Annotated in this window: 19 protein-coding genes; 10 read left to right on the forward strand and 9 right to left on the reverse strand. The window is 70.4% G+C overall.

Annotated elements, in window-relative coordinates; genetic code table 11:
• Positions 1-436: 436 nt before the first annotated feature.
• Complete coding sequence (locus AC54T2_RS15825; protein WP_496666655.1) at positions 437-1,045, forward strand: hypothetical protein; 609 nt, start codon at positions 437-439, stop codon at positions 1,043-1,045.
• Between the two features lie 106 nt (positions 1,046-1,151).
• Here AC54T2_RS15825 and AC54T2_RS15830 read toward each other — a convergent pair whose 3' ends face one another.
• Entirely contained in the window at positions 1,152-1,586 is a 435-nt protein-coding gene (locus AC54T2_RS15830; RefSeq protein WP_496666656.1) for a phage major capsid protein, read from the reverse strand.
• Between the two features lie 483 nt (positions 1,587-2,069).
• Entirely contained in the window at positions 2,070-3,713 is a 1,644-nt protein-coding gene (locus AC54T2_RS15835; protein WP_496666657.1) for an FAD-binding protein, read from the reverse strand.
• 104 nt (positions 3,714-3,817) lie between these two features.
• Between AC54T2_RS15835 and AC54T2_RS15840 the strand changes: the two genes are divergently transcribed.
• On the forward strand, positions 3,818-4,423 hold the full coding sequence (locus tag AC54T2_RS15840; protein WP_186341896.1) for a TetR/AcrR family transcriptional regulator: 606 nt from the start codon (positions 3,818-3,820) through the stop codon (positions 4,421-4,423).
• Positions 4,424-4,751: 328 nt separating this feature from the next.
• Here the strand turns inward: AC54T2_RS15840 and AC54T2_RS15845 are convergent, their stop codons facing one another.
• A complete protein-coding gene (locus AC54T2_RS15845; protein WP_496666658.1) occupies positions 4,752-5,435 on the reverse strand; it encodes a DUF998 domain-containing protein in 684 nt (227 codons plus the stop codon).
• Positions 5,436-5,886: 451 nt separating this feature from the next.
• Here AC54T2_RS15845 and AC54T2_RS15850 point away from each other — a divergent pair, with 451 nt between their 5' ends.
• Both AC54T2_RS15850 and AC54T2_RS15855 read left to right on the forward strand, forming a co-directional pair.
• Positions 5,887-6,132 carry a hypothetical protein gene (locus AC54T2_RS15850; RefSeq protein WP_206054556.1) on the forward strand — a complete coding sequence of 82 codons (246 nt, stop codon included), beginning with the start codon at positions 5,887-5,889 and terminating at the stop codon, positions 6,130-6,132.
• A 169-nt stretch (positions 6,133-6,301) separates the two neighbouring features.
• Entirely contained in the window at positions 6,302-6,736 is a 435-nt protein-coding gene (locus AC54T2_RS15855; RefSeq protein WP_206054555.1) for a transposase, read from the forward strand.
• Between the two features lie 777 nt (positions 6,737-7,513).
• Here AC54T2_RS15855 and AC54T2_RS15860 read toward each other — a convergent pair.
• Positions 7,514-7,798, reverse strand: a complete 285-nt coding sequence (locus AC54T2_RS15860; RefSeq protein ID WP_186341894.1) for a transcriptional regulator — start codon at positions 7,796-7,798, stop codon at positions 7,514-7,516.
• Entirely contained in the window at positions 7,795-8,262 is a 468-nt protein-coding gene (locus tag AC54T2_RS15865) for a UbiA prenyltransferase family protein (RefSeq protein WP_489976168.1), read from the reverse strand. The genes AC54T2_RS15860 and AC54T2_RS15865 overlap by 4 nt, the downstream gene beginning before the upstream one ends.
• 1,637 nt (positions 8,263-9,899) lie before the next feature.
• On the opposite strand from AC54T2_RS15865, the gene AC54T2_RS15870 reads away from it, so the two are divergent.
• Positions 9,900-10,445: a dihydrofolate reductase family protein gene (locus AC54T2_RS15870; RefSeq protein WP_496666659.1), complete on the forward strand. Its 546-nt coding sequence runs from the start codon at positions 9,900-9,902 to the stop codon at positions 10,443-10,445.
• An 11-nt stretch (positions 10,446-10,456) separates the two neighbouring features.
• Here AC54T2_RS15870 and AC54T2_RS15875 read toward each other — a convergent pair whose 3' ends face one another.
• Both AC54T2_RS15875 and AC54T2_RS15880 read right to left on the reverse strand, forming a co-directional pair.
• Positions 10,457-11,512 carry a zinc-dependent alcohol dehydrogenase family protein gene (locus AC54T2_RS15875; protein ID WP_186341890.1) on the reverse strand — a complete coding sequence of 352 codons (1,056 nt, stop codon included), beginning with the start codon at positions 11,510-11,512 and terminating at the stop codon, positions 10,457-10,459.
• A 218-nt stretch (positions 11,513-11,730) separates the two neighbouring features.
• Positions 11,731-14,808, reverse strand: coding sequence for an efflux RND transporter permease subunit (locus AC54T2_RS15880; protein ID WP_496666660.1), 3,078 nt, complete (start codon positions 14,806-14,808; stop codon positions 11,731-11,733).
• A gap of 77 nt (positions 14,809-14,885) precedes the next feature.
• Between AC54T2_RS15880 and AC54T2_RS15885 the strand changes: the two genes are divergently transcribed.
• Positions 14,886-15,344 (forward strand): MarR family winged helix-turn-helix transcriptional regulator, encoded by a 459-nt coding sequence (locus tag AC54T2_RS15885; protein WP_186341888.1) that lies wholly within the window; start codon positions 14,886-14,888, stop codon positions 15,342-15,344.
• 114 nt (positions 15,345-15,458) lie between these two features.
• Here AC54T2_RS15885 and AC54T2_RS15890 read toward each other — a convergent pair whose 3' ends face one another.
• Positions 15,459-16,082, reverse strand: coding sequence for a DedA family protein (locus AC54T2_RS15890; protein WP_496666661.1), 624 nt, complete (start codon positions 16,080-16,082; stop codon positions 15,459-15,461).
• A gap of 157 nt (positions 16,083-16,239) precedes the next feature.
• On the opposite strand from AC54T2_RS15890, the gene AC54T2_RS15895 reads away from it, so the two are divergent.
• Positions 16,240-17,412, forward strand: coding sequence for a glycosyltransferase 87 family protein (locus tag AC54T2_RS15895; RefSeq protein ID WP_496666662.1), 1,173 nt, complete (start codon positions 16,240-16,242; stop codon positions 17,410-17,412).
• A gap of 36 nt (positions 17,413-17,448) precedes the next feature.
• On the opposite strand, the gene AC54T2_RS15900 is transcribed toward AC54T2_RS15895, so the two are convergent.
• The gene (locus AC54T2_RS15900) at positions 17,449-18,120 is read right to left on the reverse strand and encodes an ArsR/SmtB family transcription factor (protein ID WP_186341886.1); all 672 of its coding nucleotides are present in this window, start codon (positions 18,118-18,120) and stop codon (positions 17,449-17,451) included.
• 91 nt (positions 18,121-18,211) lie between these two features.
• Here AC54T2_RS15900 and AC54T2_RS15905 point away from each other — a divergent pair, with 91 nt between their 5' ends.
• Genes AC54T2_RS15905 through AC54T2_RS15915 form a run of 3 tightly spaced genes read left to right on the forward strand, consistent with a single transcriptional unit; the run spans position 18,212 to position 21,076 of the window.
• A complete protein-coding gene (locus tag AC54T2_RS15905; protein WP_496666663.1) occupies positions 18,212-19,582 on the forward strand; it encodes an MBL fold metallo-hydrolase in 1,371 nt (456 codons plus the stop codon).
• Positions 19,583-19,622: 40 nt separating this feature from the next.
• Positions 19,623-20,216, forward strand: coding sequence for a rhodanese-like domain-containing protein (locus tag AC54T2_RS15910; protein ID WP_496666664.1), 594 nt, complete (start codon positions 19,623-19,625; stop codon positions 20,214-20,216).
• Positions 20,213-21,076 (forward strand): sulfite exporter TauE/SafE family protein, encoded by an 864-nt coding sequence (locus AC54T2_RS15915; protein ID WP_496666665.1) that lies wholly within the window; start codon positions 20,213-20,215, stop codon positions 21,074-21,076. Before AC54T2_RS15910 ends, AC54T2_RS15915 begins: the two co-directional genes overlap by 4 nt.
• Positions 21,077-21,084 lie beyond the last annotated feature (8 nt).

The following is a 21,084-nucleotide window of genomic DNA, read 5'->3' on the forward strand; positions in this document are numbered from 1 at the left end:
TCACAGCACCGTCGGCGGGCACACCTGCAGGGACCTTGTCGAAGTACCACGCGTAAACGCCGGGTGCGGCCGGGACCGGACAGGGGCGCGCAAGCACCTCATCACGAGTGAACAGACGATCTGGTCGCAGCAACATCGCAGTTGCTTCCTGAGGCGGGTTCGCGTCCATTCGCGAACCATCCCACGGAGACGGTCGAGCCGTCTTCCGTGCCCCATTCCGCCGCCTGACGGCGCCCTCGCAAACACCCCGGTCATGCGATGTCCGGACGACATAAGGCAGGTCTCAATGCCTTCGGCGGCTTCGATCTGGGCCTCCCGTCTGCCGAGCCACCGCGACCACGTTCTCGGCGGCAGTTCCTTGCGAAGATGCTCGGAGCCGCCGCCGCGATATCGTCGTCACAAGGTCATGCGCCTACTCAGGTTCGTCCTGCTGCCTGTGTTCGTCTTCGCGGCCATGCTGGTGACTGTGGGCCCAGGGCCGGCGTACGCGTGTTCATGCGCGTACCAGCACACCGCCGACTTCGTGGAAGGTGCTGACGAGATCTTCGCGGGCACCCTGGTCAGCATGGCGGACCCACCGGAGCACGACGTCAGGAGCAGCGCCGACCCGATCACCTACACCGTGGCAGTCGACGCGGTCTATCAAGGCGATGTCGCCTCTACCACCCTGTTCGAGTCACCCATATCCGGTGCTTCGTGCGGTCTGGAGGGAATGGTTGTCGACCGTCGCTACCTAGTTTTCGTGAGCACGGATGGCTCGGGCCGGACTGCGAGCCTTTGTGGCGGCACGGCGCCTGCTACGCCTGGACGGGTGAACGCCGTCGAACGGCTGACCGGAGCACCCGCGCAACCCGCGGTCGGGATGGGCGATGCAGCAGCGGCGTCGGGAGGTGTGGCTGGAGCCACCGATGACGATGAGCCGGCACAGCCGGCCATCTCGCGGTGGACCATCAGCACCGCCGGCATCATCGGGGTTGCTGCGCTGCTGGGCGCAGGTCTCCAACTGCGTCGCCGCGCGACCCAAGGCGGAGCGCGCCAACGCTGATGCCCTGGGTTGGGCCCAGCGGGCGGGGGTCATGGACTTGCGAATCTCCCGCGACGATTGCGTCTTATCGCCGTCTGTACCGGTGGTTCTCTGCGTCTGGGCGACATCACGACTCGAGGACAGAAGCGGGTCTAATCGAGGGACTCCCACAGGCCGTTCTCGACCTCGCCACGGGAAACGACTCTGCCCAACCCGCCCGGTGCGCGGCGTTGGCCTGGAACCGAGCCGGCAACTGGTTCTGCAGGTTGTACACGTCGCCCCTGGCGAAGATGTCGTCCGCGGCCGCGTTGACCTCCGAGCTCGTGCCCGTCAGGGCCGTCAAGAAGCCCTTGGGCTGGCCAGTGCCGGACCCGGTGGACGCGGTCGCCTGCAGCTGGTCGGCGGCGTCTCGCAGGACGGCTGACAGCTCTTCGGTGAACCGGGCCGGGTCCATGCCGACTTCGAAGCTGTAGGGCACGAACACGTCACCGAAGTGCACCGGGATCGGCTGGTCGTCGATCGTCGGGGATTCGTCCGCGGCTGGGCGGCCTCGGCCTTCCACTCCGCGGTCGCGCCGGCCGACGTGATGCCCGTCCAGCCCTCGGTCGCGGTCTGCACCACCCGGGCGACCTGCCGCAGCGGGTTGATGCTTCCCGACCAAGGGCCCGGTTCGCGACTACCGGCCTGACGCCGGGCGGGTCCGTCGGCCGTGATCCGCGGGCCTTGACCATGACCTTGAGCTCGGCATGGACCTCTTCATCGTCATTCGTCCGCGACCAGATCGGCGGCGGTGCTTCTAGCTCTGGGTCAGGTGCTTGACGGCGACGCGGATGGAGTCGGCGATGGCGTGCCAGCTCGGACGCAGTGATCGCGTGGAACCTCCAGCGAGCTCCACGGTGTCGATCGCTCCGGCTCGCTCGGCCATGAACCTCGATACGACCTACATCATCCCAGCCTCTTATCCGACCGGACCCCGATTCGCCGCCGCTGCTCAGCTCGCGATCTGAACAGCGGCGGCGACTTCGGCCACAACAGCATCCCGGCGTCAGTCCGAGAGCCGCCCGGCGGCGTGGTTGGCGGCGATGTAGCCAAACACCAGACCTTGGGCGATCGTCGCACCCGGTCCGGGGTAGACCCGGCCGAAGGCGTTGCCGGCCGCGTTGCCGGCGGCGTACAGGCCCTCGATGACCGATCCGTCTGGGCGCAGGGCGCGGGCGAACTCGTCGGCCTTCACGCCGCCGCAGGTGCCCAGGTCGCCAGGGACGACCTTGACCGCGTAGAACGGGCCCTGGTCGATCGGACCCAGGCACGGGTTCGGCTTGACAGCGGGGTCGCCGTAGTAGCGGTCATAGGCGCTGTCGCCGCGGCCGAAGTCGTCATCGTGCCCAGTGGCGCACAGGGTATTGAAGCGTTGGACGCTCTGGGGCAGCGCCGGCATGCCCATCTCCGCGGCCAATTTCTCCAATGAGTCGGCCTTCTTGACAACGCCGGCGTCGTACCACTCCTGCGGGAAGGACTGGCGCGGGAAGATCGAGCCGCCGAAGACGTACCGGTTGCGGTAGCGCTGGTCGAAGACCATCCACACCGGCAGGTCCTGGCGGAGCAGTTCCTTGCCGGCCGACATGTAGTTGACGGCCTCATTCATGAAGCGCTCGCCCGCCTGGTTGACGATGATCTGGCCCGGCAGTGAACGCTCGGCCAGCAGCGTGCCGGGCATGGGGCCGGGAATCGGCACCGCCGGGAACCACCAGGCCTCCTCCATGAAGGCCAGGTCCGCGCCCACATCCTGGGCGGCGATGGTGATCGCGTCGCCGGTGTTCGCCGGGTTGCCCAACGCCCAGTCGGTGTCGAGCTTCTCGGACTGGTACGCGTGTCGCATCGCCTCATTGCGGTCGAAACCGCCCGCCGACAGGATCACGCCGCGCTTCGCCCGGACACTGATGTCCTTGCCGTCACGATGCACCACCACGCCGACGACGCGGTCGTCCTCGACGAGCAGTTCCTTCAGGGGCGAGTCAAGCCACACCGGGATGTTCCGGTCCCGGACCCCGGCGTACAGCCCTGCGGCCAAAGCACCGCCACCGGCGATGTACTCCCGGCGAATGGCCAGGCCGCCGACGCCCATGCCCAGTAGGCGCGCCGCGACGGCGATGCCGCGCGGGGTCCGGGCGACCAGGTTGAGCCACTTGTAACTGCTGCCGGTCACCGGCATCGGGAACGGCGCTTCCAGCGCGGGCGGACGCAACTTGTCACGGTCGGCACCCAGCTTGCGGGCGTTGAAGGGTTTTGGCTCCATGGCCCGCCCGACGGCCGACCCTCCCGGGAGCTCCGGGAAGTAGTCGGCGTAGTTGGCCATGTGGCCGAACTTCAGCGGCGTCAAGCGGCGCAACGCATTCACCGCCTCGGCCCCATGAGACAGGAACGACTTCCAGCGCGCTTCGGGTGCTTCCCCGCCCGTGACCGCAGTGAGGTACTCAGTCGCCTGAGACATCGAGTCCGGCGCTCCGGCCTCGGCCAGCATCGAGTTGCACGGCACCCAGAAACCACCCCCCGACAGGGCAGTCGACCCGCCCACATACTCCGACTTCTCCACGAGCAGCACCGACATGCCTGCCTCGGCCGCCGCCAGCGCGGCGAGCATCCCTGTTCCCGTCCCAACGACCACGATGTCGAACGACTTGTTGTCCATCTCACACTCCCTTGTTTCGCAAATCTAACCACATGGCAGGTTTTCGCAGCGCCGAACCCGCCCTACATCCCGCGAGTGGCGTGGCCGTGAGAGATAGTGGAGCCGTGACGAGGGTGGTGCGCGGGCCGTACAAGGTCGGATTGGCGAAACGAGCCGCGATCCTCGACGCGGCGCTGGAGGAGTTCTCGCGAGCGGGTTTCGAGGTCGCTTCACTACGGGCCATCGCCGCTCGGGTCGGGATCACCCACGCCGGCCTGCAGCACCACTTCGCGTCCAAGGACGACCTTCTGCTGGGCGTGCTCATCGCTCAGGAGGACGCCGACCGCCAGTTCTTCGACGAGGGCGCCCTGCTAGACATTGACGACCTCATCAGTGCGTACGCACGCGTCGCTGAGCGCCGCCGCTCCACCCCTGCCTGGACCCGGCTATGGATCAGCCTCAAGCTGAACGTCGCTGCGCAACCCGACCACGTCGCTGCCGACTTCGTCCGTCAGCGCGTCGCGGCATGGGATCAGGAACTGACCGAAGTGCTGAGTCGGGCTCAGAGCACCGGTGTCATCGCAGCCGACGTCGACTGCGTCGAGGCCGCCCGCGGCCTGCTCACCCTCCACGAGGGCCTGATGATCCGACAGATGCTCGACCCGAGCACCGACGTGGACAGCCCACTGCTCTGGACGCTGACCCAACTCCGCGCAAGCGCCCGTGAGTAGGCGGGTCTGCTGTACGAACCGCTGTCAGCTCGACGAAGGAGCCTGAGTGCCAGCCGTCTGGGGACCGCGACGCCAACATCGGGTGGGTGCGCTCCCCCGCTCAAAGCGCCCCTCAAAGCGGTCGCCGGCCAACATGCAATAGGGAGCGTGCAGGCAACTCGCGCACGCGGCGCCCGCCGGCGCGGTCAACCGGCCCGAGGCAGCCTGTCACCGGATCGCGCAGCAGACCCGAACGGCCGAACGGGCGTCCTCGAACTAGGTGAGTGACTCGGCGACCGCCCCGGTCTGGACGCCATGCAACTGTGCTGATCATGGACCCAGCTCCGAGTCACACCGAGCGCCGCCCGGCACACGGGACCCTTCGCTCGCACAGGACGACGACGGCAAGGACCGGCAGCCAGAGGTAGCCCGGCCAGAACGCCAGCCGCTCGAACAGACCACCGAGCTCGGCGCTGCCGGTGCGCGCCAGAAACGCGACCAGTCCGACGAGCGAGACCGCCCCGGCCACCAGCGCCGACCCCGACACCCCGCGTCGGTGGCGCAGGACGTAGGCGGTGACGAGCAGGGCCAACGACTGCGCCACGAACGCTGGCAGCGCCACGAGACTGTGCAGGTCCAGGTCCTGGTCGAGCGGTACCAGCCCGGTCGCGACCGAGCTGAGCCCCGTGATGACCCACAACCCCACCGAGGTTGTAGCCGCAGCGCCCTTGGGGAGCCACCCTCGCAGCAGCACCGCACCAATAGCGAGCAGCAGGCCGAATACGATGAACGCACCGTTCACCAGCGGGTGCAGCGGTGAGCACACCGGGACGTCGCCGTAGGGGTAGGCGATGGTGGTGCACGTGGTCGCACCGAGGTCACTGATGGTGTTGTCGAGCAGGCTGTATGGAGCCGTGGCGGCCGCGGCGGCGATGAGCTCACAGACCACGTACAGAGGCTGAGGCACCCACATCAGTGCCCCGGCCGGGGCACGAGTCGATGAGGTGGCCGGCATCGTGGGAGTTGCGGTCATGGTGTGCGTCCTCCTGACGGGACGGTCCGATCGGCGCGAAGGACCTGGATGGTCAGCTGGTCGGCGTGCGTCGTCTGCGTCGCCACGCGAGCAGAACGACGAGACCGTAGGTCACCACGCCGGCGGTGACCGCCGCAACGACCCATCCGATCTCCGACGCAGACCCGGTTCATGTCCGCACTCGCGCGTGAGGCGTTCCCCTCAGCGGGGGGGCGCCACTGCTAGCCCAGGAGGACGGTTGGGCCAGCAGTGGAGAAGGCGCGCACCGAGCGCACGTCCGCACAACCGTTGAACGGGGCACGGGCACAGGGCGCAGGTGTGAGTGACGACCATGGTCGGACCCGAGATGTGCCCCGGCACGTATGTCGGGACGCCGAGCGTGTCACCGCGGGGGCGCATAACGGCGGACGCCTAGACGGTATGGATTGACCGGCTCGTCCTGAGTTGGTCGTTGAACGCAGCCGGGATCCGCCGCGAGGTCGTGGCGCCGTCGAAGCTGCAACGGCCCAGCGGCGACAGGGTCAAGACCGACGCCAAGGACATCACCGCGGTGAGCGTTCCCAGCGTCGGCCAAGAGGCCGCACGTGACCTGGTCCGCGCCCGCGAGGACGCCCGGGGTGACCTGATGCCGGCCCGGCACCGGTCGTCGAAGCTCTTGCTGCGCCAGGGTTACGTCTACTCCGGCGCGAAGGCGTGAACCGGCGCCCACGACGTGTGGCTGCGCCGCGCCGGCGCCCAACTGGACTCCGCCGCGACCAGGCTGACCTTCGAGTCCGACTACGACGCCGTGCTCCACGTGAAGGCATGCCGCGACCGCCTCGACGACGCGATCACCACCACGGCCGCAGACTGCGAAGCTCACCCCGGTGCTGCGGCGGCTGGGCTGCCTGCGCGGAATCGGGCCCCTGACCGGGCTCGCGTTGGCGGGCGAGGTCGGCGACTGGGACCGATTCACCGGCAAGACCATCGGCTCGTTCATCGGGCTGGTGCCCAGCGAGTACTCCTCGGGCCAGTCACGGGTCCAGGGGTCGATCACCAAGACCGGCAACACCCACCTGCGGCGCCTGCTGGTCGAAGCCGCGTGGCACCACCGGCCCGCCTACCGCATCGGCAAGACCATGCGGGACCGGTGGGAGCTTGCCGGGCCTGCTGCTCGCGCCCGCTGCGACGAGGGCAACCGGCGACTCCACCACCGCTGGAGCACCATGCGCGCACGACCCAAGAGGCACACGATCGCCAACGTCGCGATCGCCCGCGAGCTGGCCGGCTGGTGCTGGTCGCTGGCCGTCCTCGAAGAATGAGGACCGATCCCTGAACTGCTTCGTCGACCCAGGCCCGCTGGCAGCAGCGCGAGGAGCGACCCGCGACACAGCTATGAGCAGCACCGAGAGCCACACCAGTGATCGGCGCGACGCTCGACCCTAGACACGCGATCCGCTCCAGCCGAACAGCCCGTCCTGCGGTAACCAACCCGCGCATATCAGCCTGACCGTGCGTCGCCAACGACACGCGACCAGCCGCCACACCCCGACGAAGCACGAGGCGCCCGCCCCACCATCAGTGGGACGGGCGCCTCAACCTGCCCTTGACAAGAGGTGCCTACATATCAGCTGACCGCCTGCCTTGCATTGGCCCCTGCGCGTGCGGGTGCCTACCTCTGGGTGCTGCACGTCACCCAGGATGCCGCAAGACGCGAGCGGAGGTGCTGGCACCGACGGTGTCAGCTCGGGACGAGTCAAGCGCTTGGCGTCTTGGAACGTAGGAACGAGGTCCGCGGTAGCCCGTCCGAGCCCCGAGTCGGGTATTCGCAGACCGGCGCACTCCCGAGGATCGTCGTCCTGCCAGCGCCGCTGGGTCCAATGATGCCGAAGATCTCCCTTCGTCAACGGTGAAGGAGACGTCGTTGACGGCAACGTGCTGTCCGTACAGCTTGTACAGATTTCGGACTTCCAAATGCCATCATGCGCGAAGTTGAGGGCCACCGAACCCCGTCACATCGACTGCAGCCTCTGAGCTTGGGTTGGTTCGTGCCTCCACCGTTCGGTGGGTGGGGCTGCATCGCAGTCCCGGGTCATCTCTTAGGCGAGCAGGGCGTAAAGCGCTGCGCGGTGGGCCCGGTAGGCACGATCGCCTGGGCGCGTCATGGTGTACGTCGTGGCCGAGCCCGGTCCGCGCCCGCGCTTGTTGACTTTGACGTAACCAGCCGACTCCAGCGCAGACATTTGTTTGGACAGGTCCGAGTCGGTCAGGTCGAGTTGTTCTTTGAGGAACCGGAATGTGGCGTACTCGGTGTTCGCCAGCACGGCCATCGCTATGAGCCGCTTCGGTGCGTGTAAGACAGGGTCGAGGTCGCCCAGGCTCATGGCAGCCGCTCCCGCACGACGGCCGCCGCACGCTCATAGCGGGCTTGGAACAGCCGCAGGCCCACGGTCACCAGAGCGAACGCGGCACCGGACGCTGCCGGGACCCCGGCCAACCACATCACGCCCGCCACAAGGACGGCGATGCCCACCGCTCCGATGGCGTAGCACCGGTACTCCCGCCGGATCTCCGGCGGAGGAGTGCCACGACCGGGCATGGGGAAGGCATCGTACCGCCGGGCACACCACCCCACGAACGCGCCGACGCCGGCGGCGAGCGTGATCATCGCCAAAACGAAGGCGAACTCGCTCTCGCTCCAGAACGCGAATGCTCCCACATAGGCGGCGAACCACACGCCAAAGAGTGGTGGCACCCACCAAGGCGAAGGCCGCATCCGGATGTAGGGCGCCGCCTCGCCGCGCTCCAGCTCACGGATGCGCTCGAACGGCCCCAAAGAACTTTCCATAGGCGCAAGCATAAGAGAAGTTGCCATTTATGCAAGTAACATTCCGGGAGTCGCCCCCGGATGCGAGGGCGAGCCCGGGGGCGCGGCTAGCAGCTCAGCGCTCCGCTGGGTCTTGCTGTCACCAGAGGATGCAGCAGTCCCTCCGGCCTACTACCGGCGGTTCGGTTTCGTGCCGGCGAGTGAACTTGGACTGGCCCCCCAGACGTCGGCTACGGCGACGAGTTCCAGGTCGGTCCTCAAATGGGGCCTACATCCGCGGGCGCTCCCAGTTCACGGCCCCCCGCTCGCCTCTAATGACCAACGGTGCCGCCGGTCATCGAGTCGCTGGTCGCGCCGCGGTCCGCGACGGGTCGGGCGCGCGCGCGGGGCCTTCAATGTGCGTTGCTCCTGAACGGGCCGCATGCGCCGAGCCAACGTGGGCGGCTCCGCACCGTGACGCTGCGGCCGAGCGTCCCGGTCGGGAGGCGCTGGTGACAAGAAGTTCGGCTGTTGTTGCATACACCGCACACCCGGGGGGTACCCCCCGCTGTCCCCAACAGCCCAGCAACGGCGATCACGGGGCATCCAAATCAGGACACCAACATGTCGCACCACGTCTCCTTGTTCCATTTCGCCGGTCCCGATCACCTCATCGCACCCGCTGAGCTGGACCTAGCCGCTGTCCCCGACCTCGTGCGCTCCGTCCAGCAGGCGCATCGCAACGCCACCGGTCGGTGCCTGACCGTAGATCTGTCCGGGGTCGTGCGGATGGACCCACGCCTGGTCCGCTCGCTCACCTGGGCCAGCCGATTCACACGATGCCACGGAGGACGGATGCGGATCGTCCCACCCCGAACCGGTGTCCTGACCCCGCTTGCAACACTGGCGTTGCTACGCCACTGCGCGCCCACAGTCGTACCTCGGCACGCCCAGGTGCTCGACGTCGCTTAGCGCGTCACGCGGACCAGACAGCACAGACTGGCGAAGAGGCTTGACTGACCTCTTCGGAGTGCTTCCTCCGCTTGAAGAACGGCTTCTCCCTGAGCCTGGTGACCACCGAGTCCGGCCACCCATACATTGACCCCCCATAGGGCGCCGAGGCGACCGTGGCGGCACGACGAGCATCGCCCATGCGGCAACTCCGAAGATCGATCCTGCTGATACCGCCGCGAGTCGGCTCGACGGTTCAAGGCGCGGGTCTTCCTCGACGCAGGTCCCGGGGAATCACGGACCGATCCGTTGCAATCGCGTGCATGTGCTGTGCCAGCGCCGGGGTCAACGGTCGCGTAGTCTGGAGTCAGAACCGCCCACGGACCCGAGACCGTGGGCGGTTCTTTCATGCCCGGCGGAGAACTTCAGCATCCGTCCAGCACAGCGCCGCTTCAGGCAGGGCATCAGCTGTGCTCAGGGCACGCAGCGCCTCCCGCGACGCATCGGCAGGTGCGTCCTCACACCGCCGCCTTCGAGCTACTCGGCGGACGGCGCCGTGACCTATACCCGAGCCGCACGCGCTGGCACCTTGTCCCGCGGTCATACACCCACGCAGGTTGCAGCTCGAGCCCCAGTGCAGACCGACGCCTGACGGACCAACGGCGAGTAACGATGTCGATCTGGGCGCCGCCCGTTCGACGTACGGGTGACACCACTCTGGAGGAGCCATGCGCGACGTGACCCTGTACGCCCTGCTGTCCTTGGACGGAGTCGCGGAGGAGCCGGGCGACTGGATGTTCGAGGCGGACGAGACCGTGTTCCGCAACCTCGCTGACGTCATCGGGGTCCAGGACGACGTCGTCCTCGGTCGCGGTACGTACGACTACTGGGCCGACTACTGGCCGACGTCGGACGTGCAACCGTTCGCAGACTTCATCAACACGACCACCAAGCACGTCGTGACCTCACATCCCCTGGACAAGGGCTGGGAGCAGTCGGTCGTCGTCGACTCCCCGCTCCCGTCCTACTTCAGACGGCTGAAGGCAGGGTCGGGAGGCGACATCGGCGTCCATGGCAGCATCGCCGTCGCCCAGACTCTGCTGGCCGAGGACCTGGTGGATCGTCTCGAGCTCGTCGTCGTCCCGACGTTGGCCGGCACTGGGCGGCGTCTCTTCGAGGACGGCTCAGATCCCCTCAGACTGACCCTGACGCGGGCTGAATCGTCGCCGACCGGTTCCGTGTTCCTGAGCTACCGGCGTCCTTCGTCCGATTGAGCTCAGACGCGCTACCGGGAGATCACGACCTTCAGCGCCTTGGTCTCCGCCGCCCGGCCGAAGGTGTCGTAGGCGTCCATCATCTCGTCGAGCGTGAAGTGGTGGGTCGCGAACTTCTCGACCGCCAGCTTGTGCTGGGCCACCAGCTTCAGGAGCATCGGCGTGGTCGAGGTGCTGACCAGGCCCGTGGTGATGGTGAGGTCCATGATCCACAGGTCCTGCAGCTGCAGCTCCACGGGTGATCCGTGCACGCCCACGTTGGCGATGGAGCCACCGGGTCGGACGATCGTGGTGCAGGCGTCGAACGTCGCCGGGATGCCGACGGCCTCGATCGCCACGTCGACGCCGAGCCCGTCGGTCATCGCGAGCACCTGCTCACGCCAGTCCGCGCTGCCGCTGTCGACGGTGTCGGTCGCCCCGAAGCCCAACGCCTGTTCCAGCCGGTTGGCGTCGAGGTCGAGCGCGATGATCCGGGCCGCGCCGTAGAGCGTGGCGGTCATCATCGCGGCCAGGCCGATCGGCCCGGAGCCGACCACCGCGACCACGTCGCCGGGCTTCACCCGGCCATACCTGACACCGATCTCGAACGAGGTCGGGATGATGTCGGACAGCATGACCGCGGCCTCGTCGCTCACCCCGTCGGGCAGCTTGTAGACGGAGTTGTCCGCGAACGGCACCCGGACCAGCTCGGCCTGGGTGCCGTCGATCAGGTGACCGAAGATCCAACCGATGCCGCTGGCGCCCTCCTCGGCCAGGCAGTGCGCGTAGAGGCCCTGGTGACAGTACGAGCAGGCGCCGCACGCGCTGACGCACGAGAGCAGCACGCGGTCGCCGACGGCCACCGTGGACACCGCCGAGCCCACCTCGGTGACGGTGCCGACGCCCTCGTGGCCGAGGATCCGACCGTCGGTCACCGCCGGCACGTCCCCCTTGAGGATGTGCAGGTCCGTGCCGCAGATCGTGGTCGTGTCGATCCGCACGATGATGTCGGTGGGTTGCTGGATCTGGGGATCGGGAACGTCCTCCCAAGCCTTGTTGCCCGGACCGTGGTAGACCAGTGCCTTCATCTGTCCTCCTGATGTGCGTCGGCTGCCCGGTGGCGATCGCGAGCTCAGCTGCTCGATCCACGGGTGGTCGCTCCACTGGGGGCAGATCGCGGGGCTTCCGGCGATCGAGCGTGGATTTCGACGGTACGCCGCACCCGGACTCCGCGCACGAGGCGTATGGCCCCGGTCTTCCGCGCGCCGCCGCCGAGCCCTACCGGGTCAGCCCTCGCAGCGACTCCCTACGCGGACGGCGCGTCGGCGACCTCACGCGCTCCTCGACCCTGCCGCTCGGCGCGCCGCTGCGCGCGGCGCTCCTTGCGCCGCTCGACGAGCACGTAGAGGGCCGGCACCAGGAGGAGGGTCAGGAACGTCGAGGACAGCAGGCCGCCGATGACCACGACCGCGAGCGGCTGGGAGATGAAGGCGCTGCCGCCGGTGACGCCGAACGCCATCGGCGTGAGGGCGAGGATCGTGGCGAGCGCGGTCATCACGATGGGACGTACGCGCTTCCCGCCGCCGTCGGCCAGCGCCTCGGCGATGCTGGCCCCAGCCTCGCGGCGCTGGTTGACGAGGTCGATGAGCACGATGGCGTTGGTGACCACGATGCCCACCAGCATGAGCGCGCCGATGAGCGACGGGACGCCGAGCGGGATGCCCGTGAGGACCAGCAGCAGCATCGCACCGGTGGCCGCGAACGGCACCGAGACGAGCAGGATCAGCGGCTGCACGAGCGACTTGAAGGTCGCCACCATGACGACGTAGACGATCGCGATGGCGATGAGGAGCGCGAGGCCGAGCTGGCCGAACGCCTCGGCCTGGTCCTCCGACACGCCGCCGATGGAGACGTCGGTGCCCTCGGGGAGGTCGAGGTCGTCGACCAGGGCCTGGACGTCGGCCGTCACCGAGCCGAGGTCGTCGGCCGCGGGCTCGGCGGTGATGGTGACCGTGCGCTCGCCGTCGGAGCGGGTGATCGCGGTCGCGACGTCCTGCTCGACCAGCTCGGCGACCTGTCCCAGCGAGGTGCCGTCGCCGACGGGCAGCTGCCGCAGCTCGGCGATCGAGCTCGGCCGCGGGCCGCCGACCACGACGACGTCGAGCTGCTCGCCGTCGATGGTGGCCTGGCCGACGGGCGGCTGCGACAGGGCCTGGGCCAGCACGCCACCGAGGAACCCTGAGGTGAGGCCGGCGGCCTCGGCCTCGGGGCGGGCCCGGACCGACAGCACCGGCTGGGCCGCTGCGGCGTCCGAGGTCACCGTGCCGATGCCGTCGACGCCCTCCAGCTCGGTGGCCACGATCTCGGCGGCCTCGCCGAGTCGGGACTGGTCGGTCGCGGTCACCACGAGCTCGAGCGCCGAGGCGAAGCCGGCGTCGCCGGCGGTGACGGTGACGTCGCCGGTGGCGTCGGCCAGGGCCGCCTCGATCCGCTCAGCGGCCGCCTCGCTGTCGGCGTCCTCCGCCAGCGTGAGGGCGAAGGTCGTCGCGCCGCCGCCGAAGATGGCGGCCACGCCCTCCCCGGTGCCGACGGTGCTCTGGACCGTCTCGACCTCGTCGTCCTCGACGAGGACCGACTCGACCTCTCGCGCTGCGGCGTCCTGCCGGTCGAGCGTGGCGCCGGGCTCGAGCTCCTGGGTCACCGTGAGGGTGTTCTGGCCGCTGCTGCCCAGGAAGTTGGTCTTGATGAAGGGGGTCAGCCCCAGCGTCGCCACCAGGACGACGACGGCGACACCGACGGTGCGCCACGGGCGGCGGACCACCCAGCGCACGGTGGGGTCGTACGCGCGGCGCAGCCACGAGCGCTCCTCCTTGGCCTCGGCGTCCGCCTGCACCCGTGCCGGGTCGACGACCGTGTCGGGGCTCTTGAGGAACCAGTAGGCCAGCACCGGGATGATCGTGAGCGACACCAGGAGCGAGGCCAGCAGGGCGAGCGCCACGGTGACGGCGAAGGGGCGGAACAGCTCGCCGACCTGGCCGCCGACGACGCCGATCGGCAGGAACACCGCGGCCGTGGCGATCGTCGAGGAGGTGATGGCACCGCCGACCTCGCGCACCGCGGTGGTGATCGCGGCGACCTTGGACTCCCCGTAGGACAGGTGTCGCTTGATGTTCTCGATCACCACGATCGAGTCGTCGACCACGCGGCCGATCGCGACGGTCAGCGCGCCGAGGGTGAGGATGTTGAGCGTGTAGCCGCCCAGCCGCAGGCCGATCAGCGTCACCAGGAGCGACAGCGGGATCGACAGGGCCGTGACGAGCGTGGAGCGGACGGAGAAGAGGAACAGCAGGATCACCAGGACCGCGAAGAAGAGCCCGAGGGCGCCCTCGGTGGTCAGGTCCTCCACCGACTTCTCGATGAAGGGTGCTTGGTCGAAGGCGACGGAGAACTCGGCACCGTCGCCCAGGTCGTCCTCGAGCTCGGGGATGAGCTCGGCGACCGCGTGGGAGATGTCGACGGTGTTGCCGTCGGGCGTCTTGGTGATCGCGACGGCGAGGCTCGTCTCGCCGTTGGTGCGGGAGTACGACGTCGGCGTCGCCTGCGCGGTGCGCACCTCGGCCACCTCGCCGAGCGGTCGCGTACCGCCCTCGGGCAGCGACACCGGCACCCGGCGCAGCTCGGCGAGGGTCGTCGGCGTGGCGCCGACCTGGACCGACAGGCTCGACCCGGCGTCGTCGACGGTGCCGGCAGGCACGAGCGAGGCGTTGGTCGACAGCGCGTCGGACACGTCCGCGGCGCTCACTCCGAGCTGGCGGGCCCCGGGCGTCAGGGTGACCTCGACGCGGTCGGTGGGGGCACCGGTGACGTCGACCTGGCGGACGCCCTCGACGTCCTCGAGGGACGGCACGACGAGGCGGTCGATGCGCTCGGCGAGCTGCGCGGGGTCGGCGTCGGAGGTGACCGCGAGCTGCACCACGGGGAACTGGTCGAAGCTGCCGGCGAAGACGACCGGCTCGACGGACTCCGGCAGGCCCTGCGCACTGCTCATCGCGCTCTCGGCCTGCTGCTGGGCGCGCTGGAGGTCGGTGCCGTACTCGAGGGTGAGCAGGACCAGCGAGACGCCGCTCGACGACGTGGAGTCGACCTGCTCGAGCCCGTCGACCCCGGAGAGTGCCTGCTCGGCGGGCGCCGTGACCTCCTGCTCGACCGCCTCCGGGGAGGCGCCGGCGTAGGGCAGGACCACGCCAACGGCCGGGAACTCCAGGTTGGGGATCAGCTCCTGCTTCAGCGCCCCCGCGGACAGCACGCCGAAGATCGCCACCATGACCGTGGAGAGGGCGATGAGGGCTCGGTTGCGAAGCGAGAAGGACGCGAGATGACCCACGGGGTGCGGCTCCTGTGTCAGGGCGGACCGGAGGTCCACGAAATCGTTAGCGCGATGCTAACGATATGGTGGTGACCGTGAGCAATCGGGACGAGGACGTCCGCGAGGTGGAGGCGCTCTCCTGCCGGCTGCAGGAGGCCTTCGCCCACGTCCGGGTCGACGAGGTCGTCGCCACCGAGCTGTCGGTCCAGCAGCTCAAGGTGCTCATGCTCGTGCAGTACCGCGCCCCGATGACGGCCCATGCCGTCGCCGACGCCCTCTGCGTCAGCGCGGCGACCGTGTCGGGCCTCGTCTCGCGACTCGTGGCGGGCGGGTTCCTCGTCCAGGAGCCGGCCCCGGACGACCGGCGCGCCCTGCTCCTGCGTACGACCGCGGCGGGCAGCGAGGCGCTCGAGGACGTCGCCGCCATGCAGCTGCGGCACTGGCGCGACGTCGTGCCCGGGCTCACCGACGCCGAGGTCGCCGGCCTCCGGCTCGGGCTCGCCGGCATCGAGCGCGTGATGCGCGGCACCCCAGGCGGCACGCGCGAGGGGTGACGACCTCCTGACCGCGGGGACGCGTGCGTCAGGATGCGCCGCCTCGACCCCGAATGGGCGTCAGAACGCGCCGCCTCGACCCCCAAAGGCTGTCAGGACGCGCCGCCTCGACCCCTAAGAGGCGTCAGGACGCGCCGCCTCGCGGCGGCGGCGGACGAGCACCCAGCCGCCCACCCCGACCAGCACGATCAGGAGCAGGACGTCGGCCGCGAGCCCGATCTCGTGCTCGAGCGCGCGGTAGGACGCGCCGACCAGGTAGCCCCCGACCGCGACCGCGCTCGCCCAGAGGACGCCACCGACGACGTTGAAGACGGTGAACCTGAGCCGCGCCATCCCGATCGCGCCGGCGGCACCGGGCAGCAGCGCGCGCACGACCGCGATCCAGCGTCCCAGCGCCACCGCCAGGCCCCCGCGACGCCGGAGCAGGTCGTAGGTGCGGTCGATGTCCTCGGGCCGGACGACGTGGCCCAGCAGGCGTCCCGCGAGCCGACCACCGTGGCGCCGGCCGAGCTCGTACCCGGCCTGGTCGCCGATCAACGCGCCCGACGACGCGGTGAGGATCACCGCCCACAGCGGCAGCTCGCCCTCGTGGGCGACGACACCGCCGATGAGCACGGCGATCTCCCCCGGGATGAAGACCCCGACCATCAGACCGGCCTCCGCAGCGGGGAGCGCGAAGACCACGAGCAGCACCAGCCACGGCGGCAGTGCGACCAGTGCGTCGACGATGCCCGTCACGAGCCCCTCTCCCCTCACCCTGGCGCGAGGTCCGCGCGACCGCCGGGTACCGGGCACGCTACGAGCACCCCTGCCCCTCGGACAGTGCCGAAGGACCAGTGGGTTCCGGGGCCGGTGTGCTCCGCCGGCCGGCCCCCGCAGCGACGAGCATGGCGGTGTGCCGGCCCTGACCCCTCGCACCGCCTGGGCGATCGCCGTCGTGTCGGTGGCCTGCCGCCTGGCGCTGCGGGGCACCCACGGCGACCTCGTGCCCGACGTCATCGACCTCGCCGTCTACCGCGCCGAGGGCATGGCGCTCCGGCACGGGTGGGACCTCTACGGCGCCCTGCCGGGGGTGCGCGGCCTGATGACCTACCCGCCGTTCGCCGCGATCGTCTTCTCCCCGGTGAGCCTCCTGCCGATGGGCGTCCTCGCCCCGGCGTCCGTGCTGGCCAACGTGGCGCTGCTGGCGGTGGTGGGCCACCTCTCGCTCCGTCTCGCCGGCACCGCGGGCTACCGGCTGAGCACGGGCACGGCCGTCGTGACCGCGGTCGCCGTGTGGTGCGAGCCGGTGCAGTCCACGATCGCGCTCGGCCAGGTCGACCTGCTGGTCGTCGCCCTCGTCCTGGCCGACCTGACCGTGCTGCGCGGCACCCGGTGGGCCGGGGTGGGCACCGGCCTGGCCGCCGGGCTCAAGGTGACCCCCGCGATCGTCGTCGGCTACCTGCTGCTGGCCGGCCCCCGGCGGACCGGGGCGAGAGCCGCCGTGACGGCGCTCGGCACGGTGGCGCTCTCCGCGATCGTGGACCGGCAGGCGACGTGGGACTACTGGACGCGCCACCTCTACGACGACCGACGGGTCGGGAGTCCGGAGAGGATCACCAACCAGTCGGTCCGAGGATGGCTGGTCCGTGCCTTCGGTGAGCGCGATCTCGCGGGTTGGCAGCTCGCCACGACGATGGTGGCCGTCCTCGCCGTGCTGCTGGTCGGGACGTACGTGGCCGTCCGGGCCGGGCGCGCCGGCGACGACCTGGGCGGCCTGGTGGCCATCGCCGCCACCGGGCTGATGGTCTCGCCGATCTCGTGGACCCATCACTGGGTCTGGTGCGTGCCGATGCTGGTGCTGGGCTGGCAGCGCTCCCGGCTGCTGCTCGTCACCGTGCTGGCGACCACCGCGACGTACGTCGTCCGACGGATCGACGACGACCGACCGGAGCTGTCGTGGGACGCGCTCCAGGTGGCGGCCTCCGGTCCCTACGTCGTGCTCGGGCTCGTGGCCCTGGCCGTCGTCGCGCGGGGCGTGCCGCTGGCCCGTCGTACGGCCGGGACCTCGCCGGCTCGCGCGGCCTGACGTCGCCTCAGCCGGGCAGGACCGACCGGGCCGCGGTCACGCCGCGCCCGCCGCGACGGGGAGCCCGGACGTACGCCACTCCAGCATCCCGTCCTCGAGGCGCCGTGCCTCGACGCCGGCCCCGCCCAGGATGCGGACGGCGTCGTGCGCCATCACGCAGAAGCTGCCGCGGCAGTAGGCCACCACCGGCGGCGCGTGCCGCAAGGCGTCCGTCTCGCCGTCCAGCGTCTCGAGCGGCATGCTCCGGGCGCCCGGGATGTGGCCGGCGAGGTACTCCTCGGCGGGACGCACGTCGAGGAGGGTGACCTCGCCGGACGCCAGCAGCTGCTCGAGCTCGTCGCGCGTCACCAGGCCCACCTCCCCCGAGCCGGGCAGGTCGAGGTAGGCCTCGAGGGCCCGGCCGACGTCGGCGGAGCGGTCGCGGGCGACGGCGCGCATCGCGGCGTAGAGGTCGGCCACGTCGTCGCCCGCGAGGCGGTAGAACACCTTGGTCCCCTCGCGCCGGGTCAGCACCAGGTGGGCGAGCTTGAGGACCTGCAGGTGCGCCGAGACCGTGCTCACCCCCATCCCCGCGGCCCGGGCCAGCCCGTCGACCGTGCGCTCGCCCTGGGCGAGCAGGTCGACCAGCTCGAGCCGCTTGGCGCTGCCGAAGGCCTTGCCGACGACGGCGAGCTCGTCGAACAGGTGGTGGCGACGCTCTTCGTTCATCGTTCCTCCAATGATCTTTGGAAGATCGTAGGTTGTCTTGCTACGGTCCTCCCATACCCCCCAGGGTATCCATCGGACCTAGGAGGCCCCCATGCCCATCCCCGTCACCGTCGTCCCGATCGACACCCCCGGCCTCGGCGACCGCACGTACGTGGCCCACGACGGCGCCGTCGCGCTCGTCGTCGACCCGCAGCGCGACATCGACCGCGTCCTGGCCGCCGCCGACGAGGCGGGCGTGCGGATCACCCACGTCTTCGAGACCCACATCCACAACGACTACGTCACGGGCGGGCTGGCCCTGGCCGAGGCGGTCGGCGCCGCCTACCTCGTCAACGTCGACGACCCGGTCGCCTTCGAGCGCACCCCCGTCCGCGACGGCGACGTCGTCGCCGTCGGCGACACCATGCGGGTGCGCGTGGTCCACACCCCCGGCCACACCCACACCCACCTGTCCTTTGCGCTCTCGGCCGGCGACGAGCCCGTCGCGGTGTTCACCGGCGGGTCGCTGCTCCACGGCTCCACCGGCCGTCCCGACCTGCTCGGCCCCGACCACACCGGCGCCCTGGTCCACGCGCAGTGGCACTCCGCCCAACGCCTCGCCGACGAGCTGCCCGACGACACGTCGGTCTTCCCGACCCACGGCTTCGGCAGCTTCTGCTCGGCCACCCAGTCCGACGCGACCGCGAGCACCATCGGCGACGAGAAGCGGACCAACCCGGCACTGACCAAGGACGAGGCGGACTACGTCGACGGCCTGCTCGCGGGCCTCGAGGAGTTCCCCGCCTACTACGCCGAGATGGGCCCCGCGAACACCGCCGGCCCGCGGGCGGCCGACCTGTCCGACCCCGAGCTCGCCGACCCGGCCGAGCTGCGCCGCCGCATCGACGCCGGCGAGTGGGTCGTGGACCTGCGGACCCGGTCGGCGTTCGCCGCCGGTCACCTCAGCGGCAGCGTCAACTTCGGCCTCGACGGCCAGTTCGTCACCTACCTGGGCTGGATCCTCCCCTACGACGCGACCATCACGCTGCTCGGCGAGACCCCCGAGCAGGTGGCCGAGGCGCAGCGCGAGATGGTCCGCATCGGCATGGACCCGGCCGCGATGGCCACCGGCACGCCCGAGGACTGGGCCGACGGCGCCCCGCTCGGCAGCTTCCCGGTCACCGACTTCGCCGGGCTCGCCGCGGAGATCCGCGAGGACCCTGCCGGCGAGCGCGTGGTCCTCGACGTGCGCCGCCCGGCGGAGTACGACGCCGGCCACATCGCCGGCGCCGTCAACGTCCCCGTCCACGCCGTCCTGGCCCACCTCGAGTCGATCCCGCAGCAGAGGCTCTGGATCCACTGTGCCGGCGGCTACCGCGCCGGCGTCGTCGCCTCGGTCCTCGCCGCGCGCGGCCACGACGTCGTCGCCATCGACGACTCGTACGACGAGAGCGCTGCCGAGGCCGGGCTCACGCTCGTCTGAACCTCGCACTCCCCCACCCCCCGATCGGGAGACACCTGCCATGACCAGCACCCCCACCGAGGCCCGCACCCTCGACGCCCACACCCTCCAGGAGCGCCTCGCCGACGGCGAGCCGCCGCGCATCCTGGACGTCCGGACCCCGGCGGAGTTCGACACCTCACACATCCCCGGCGCCTACAACGTCCCGCTCGACACGCTCCGCGAGCACCGCGACGAGCTGCGCCGCCACCTCGACGAGGACGTCGTCCTGGTCTGCCGCTCGGGCGCCCGGGCGACGCAGGCCGAGGGCGCGCTGCGCGAGTCCGGGCTCCCCGGCGTCCGGGTGCTCGACGGCGGCATGACCAGCTGGGAGGCTATCGGCGCCCCGGTCAACCGTGGCCGTCAGACCTGGGAGCTCGAGCGCCAGGTCCGCCTCGTGGCGGGCACCATCGTCGCCGGCAGCGTCCTCGCGAGCACCGCCGTCCCGCGGCTCAAGTGGGTCGCCGCGGCCATCGGCACCGGACTCACCGGCGCGACGCTGACCAACACCTGCGCCATGGGCGTCGCGCTGTCGAAGATGCCGTGGAACCGCACCGCCGACTCGTGCGACATCGACGAGATCGTCGCCGCGCTCTCCGGGGACGACGCCGCATGAGCCCCACCGTCGCCGTCGTCGTGGTGCTGGCCGTGCTCGTCGGCGTCTCGCTCGGGATGCTCGGCGGCGGCGGCTCGATCCTGACCGTCCCGCTGCTCGTGTACGTCGCCGGACTGGACGCCAAGGTCGCCATCGCGGCCTCGCTCTTCGTCGTCGGCGTCACCTCCCTGGCGGGCCTGGTCAGCCACGCCCGCCACGGGCGGGTCAAGTGGCGCACCGGCCTGATCTTCGGACTGGCCGGCATGATCGGCGCCTACTCCGCCGGTCTCGTCGGCGGGCACCTGCCCGGCAACGTGCTGCTCATCGCGTTCGCGGCGATGATGGTCGCGACCTCGCTGGCCATGCTCCGTGGGCGCAAGAACCCGCCGGCCCACGCGTCGGACGGCGAGCTGCCGGTCAGGCGGATCGTCGTCGACGGCCTCGTGGTCGGCGTGGCCACCGGCCTGGTCGGAGCCGGCGGCGGGTTCCTCGTCGTGCCGGCCCTGGTCCTGCTCGGCGGGCTGCCCATGTCGGTCGCGGTCGGCACGTCGCTGCTGGTCATCTCGATGAAGTCGTTCGCCGGGCTGGCCGGCTACCTCAGCTCGGTCGAGCTGCCGTGGGGACTCGTCCTCAGCGTCACCGCCGCCGCGGTCGTCGGCAGCGTTCTCGGCGGCCGGCTCGCGGGCCGGGTGCCCGAGGCCCGGCTCCGGCGGGCGTTCGGCTGGTTCGTGCTCGTCATGGGCGGCTTCGTCCTGGTGCAGCAGGGCCCGGCCTGGGCCGCCCCCGCCGCGCTGACGGTCATCGTCACGGCAGGGCTCGCCGCCGGCGCGTGCTGGCAGTTCGTCCGGGCCTGCCCGCTGCGCCGCGTGGTCGCCGGATAGCTCCGGTC

The sequence above is a fragment of the Nocardioides sp. Z35_8 genome (assembly GCF_059621125.1).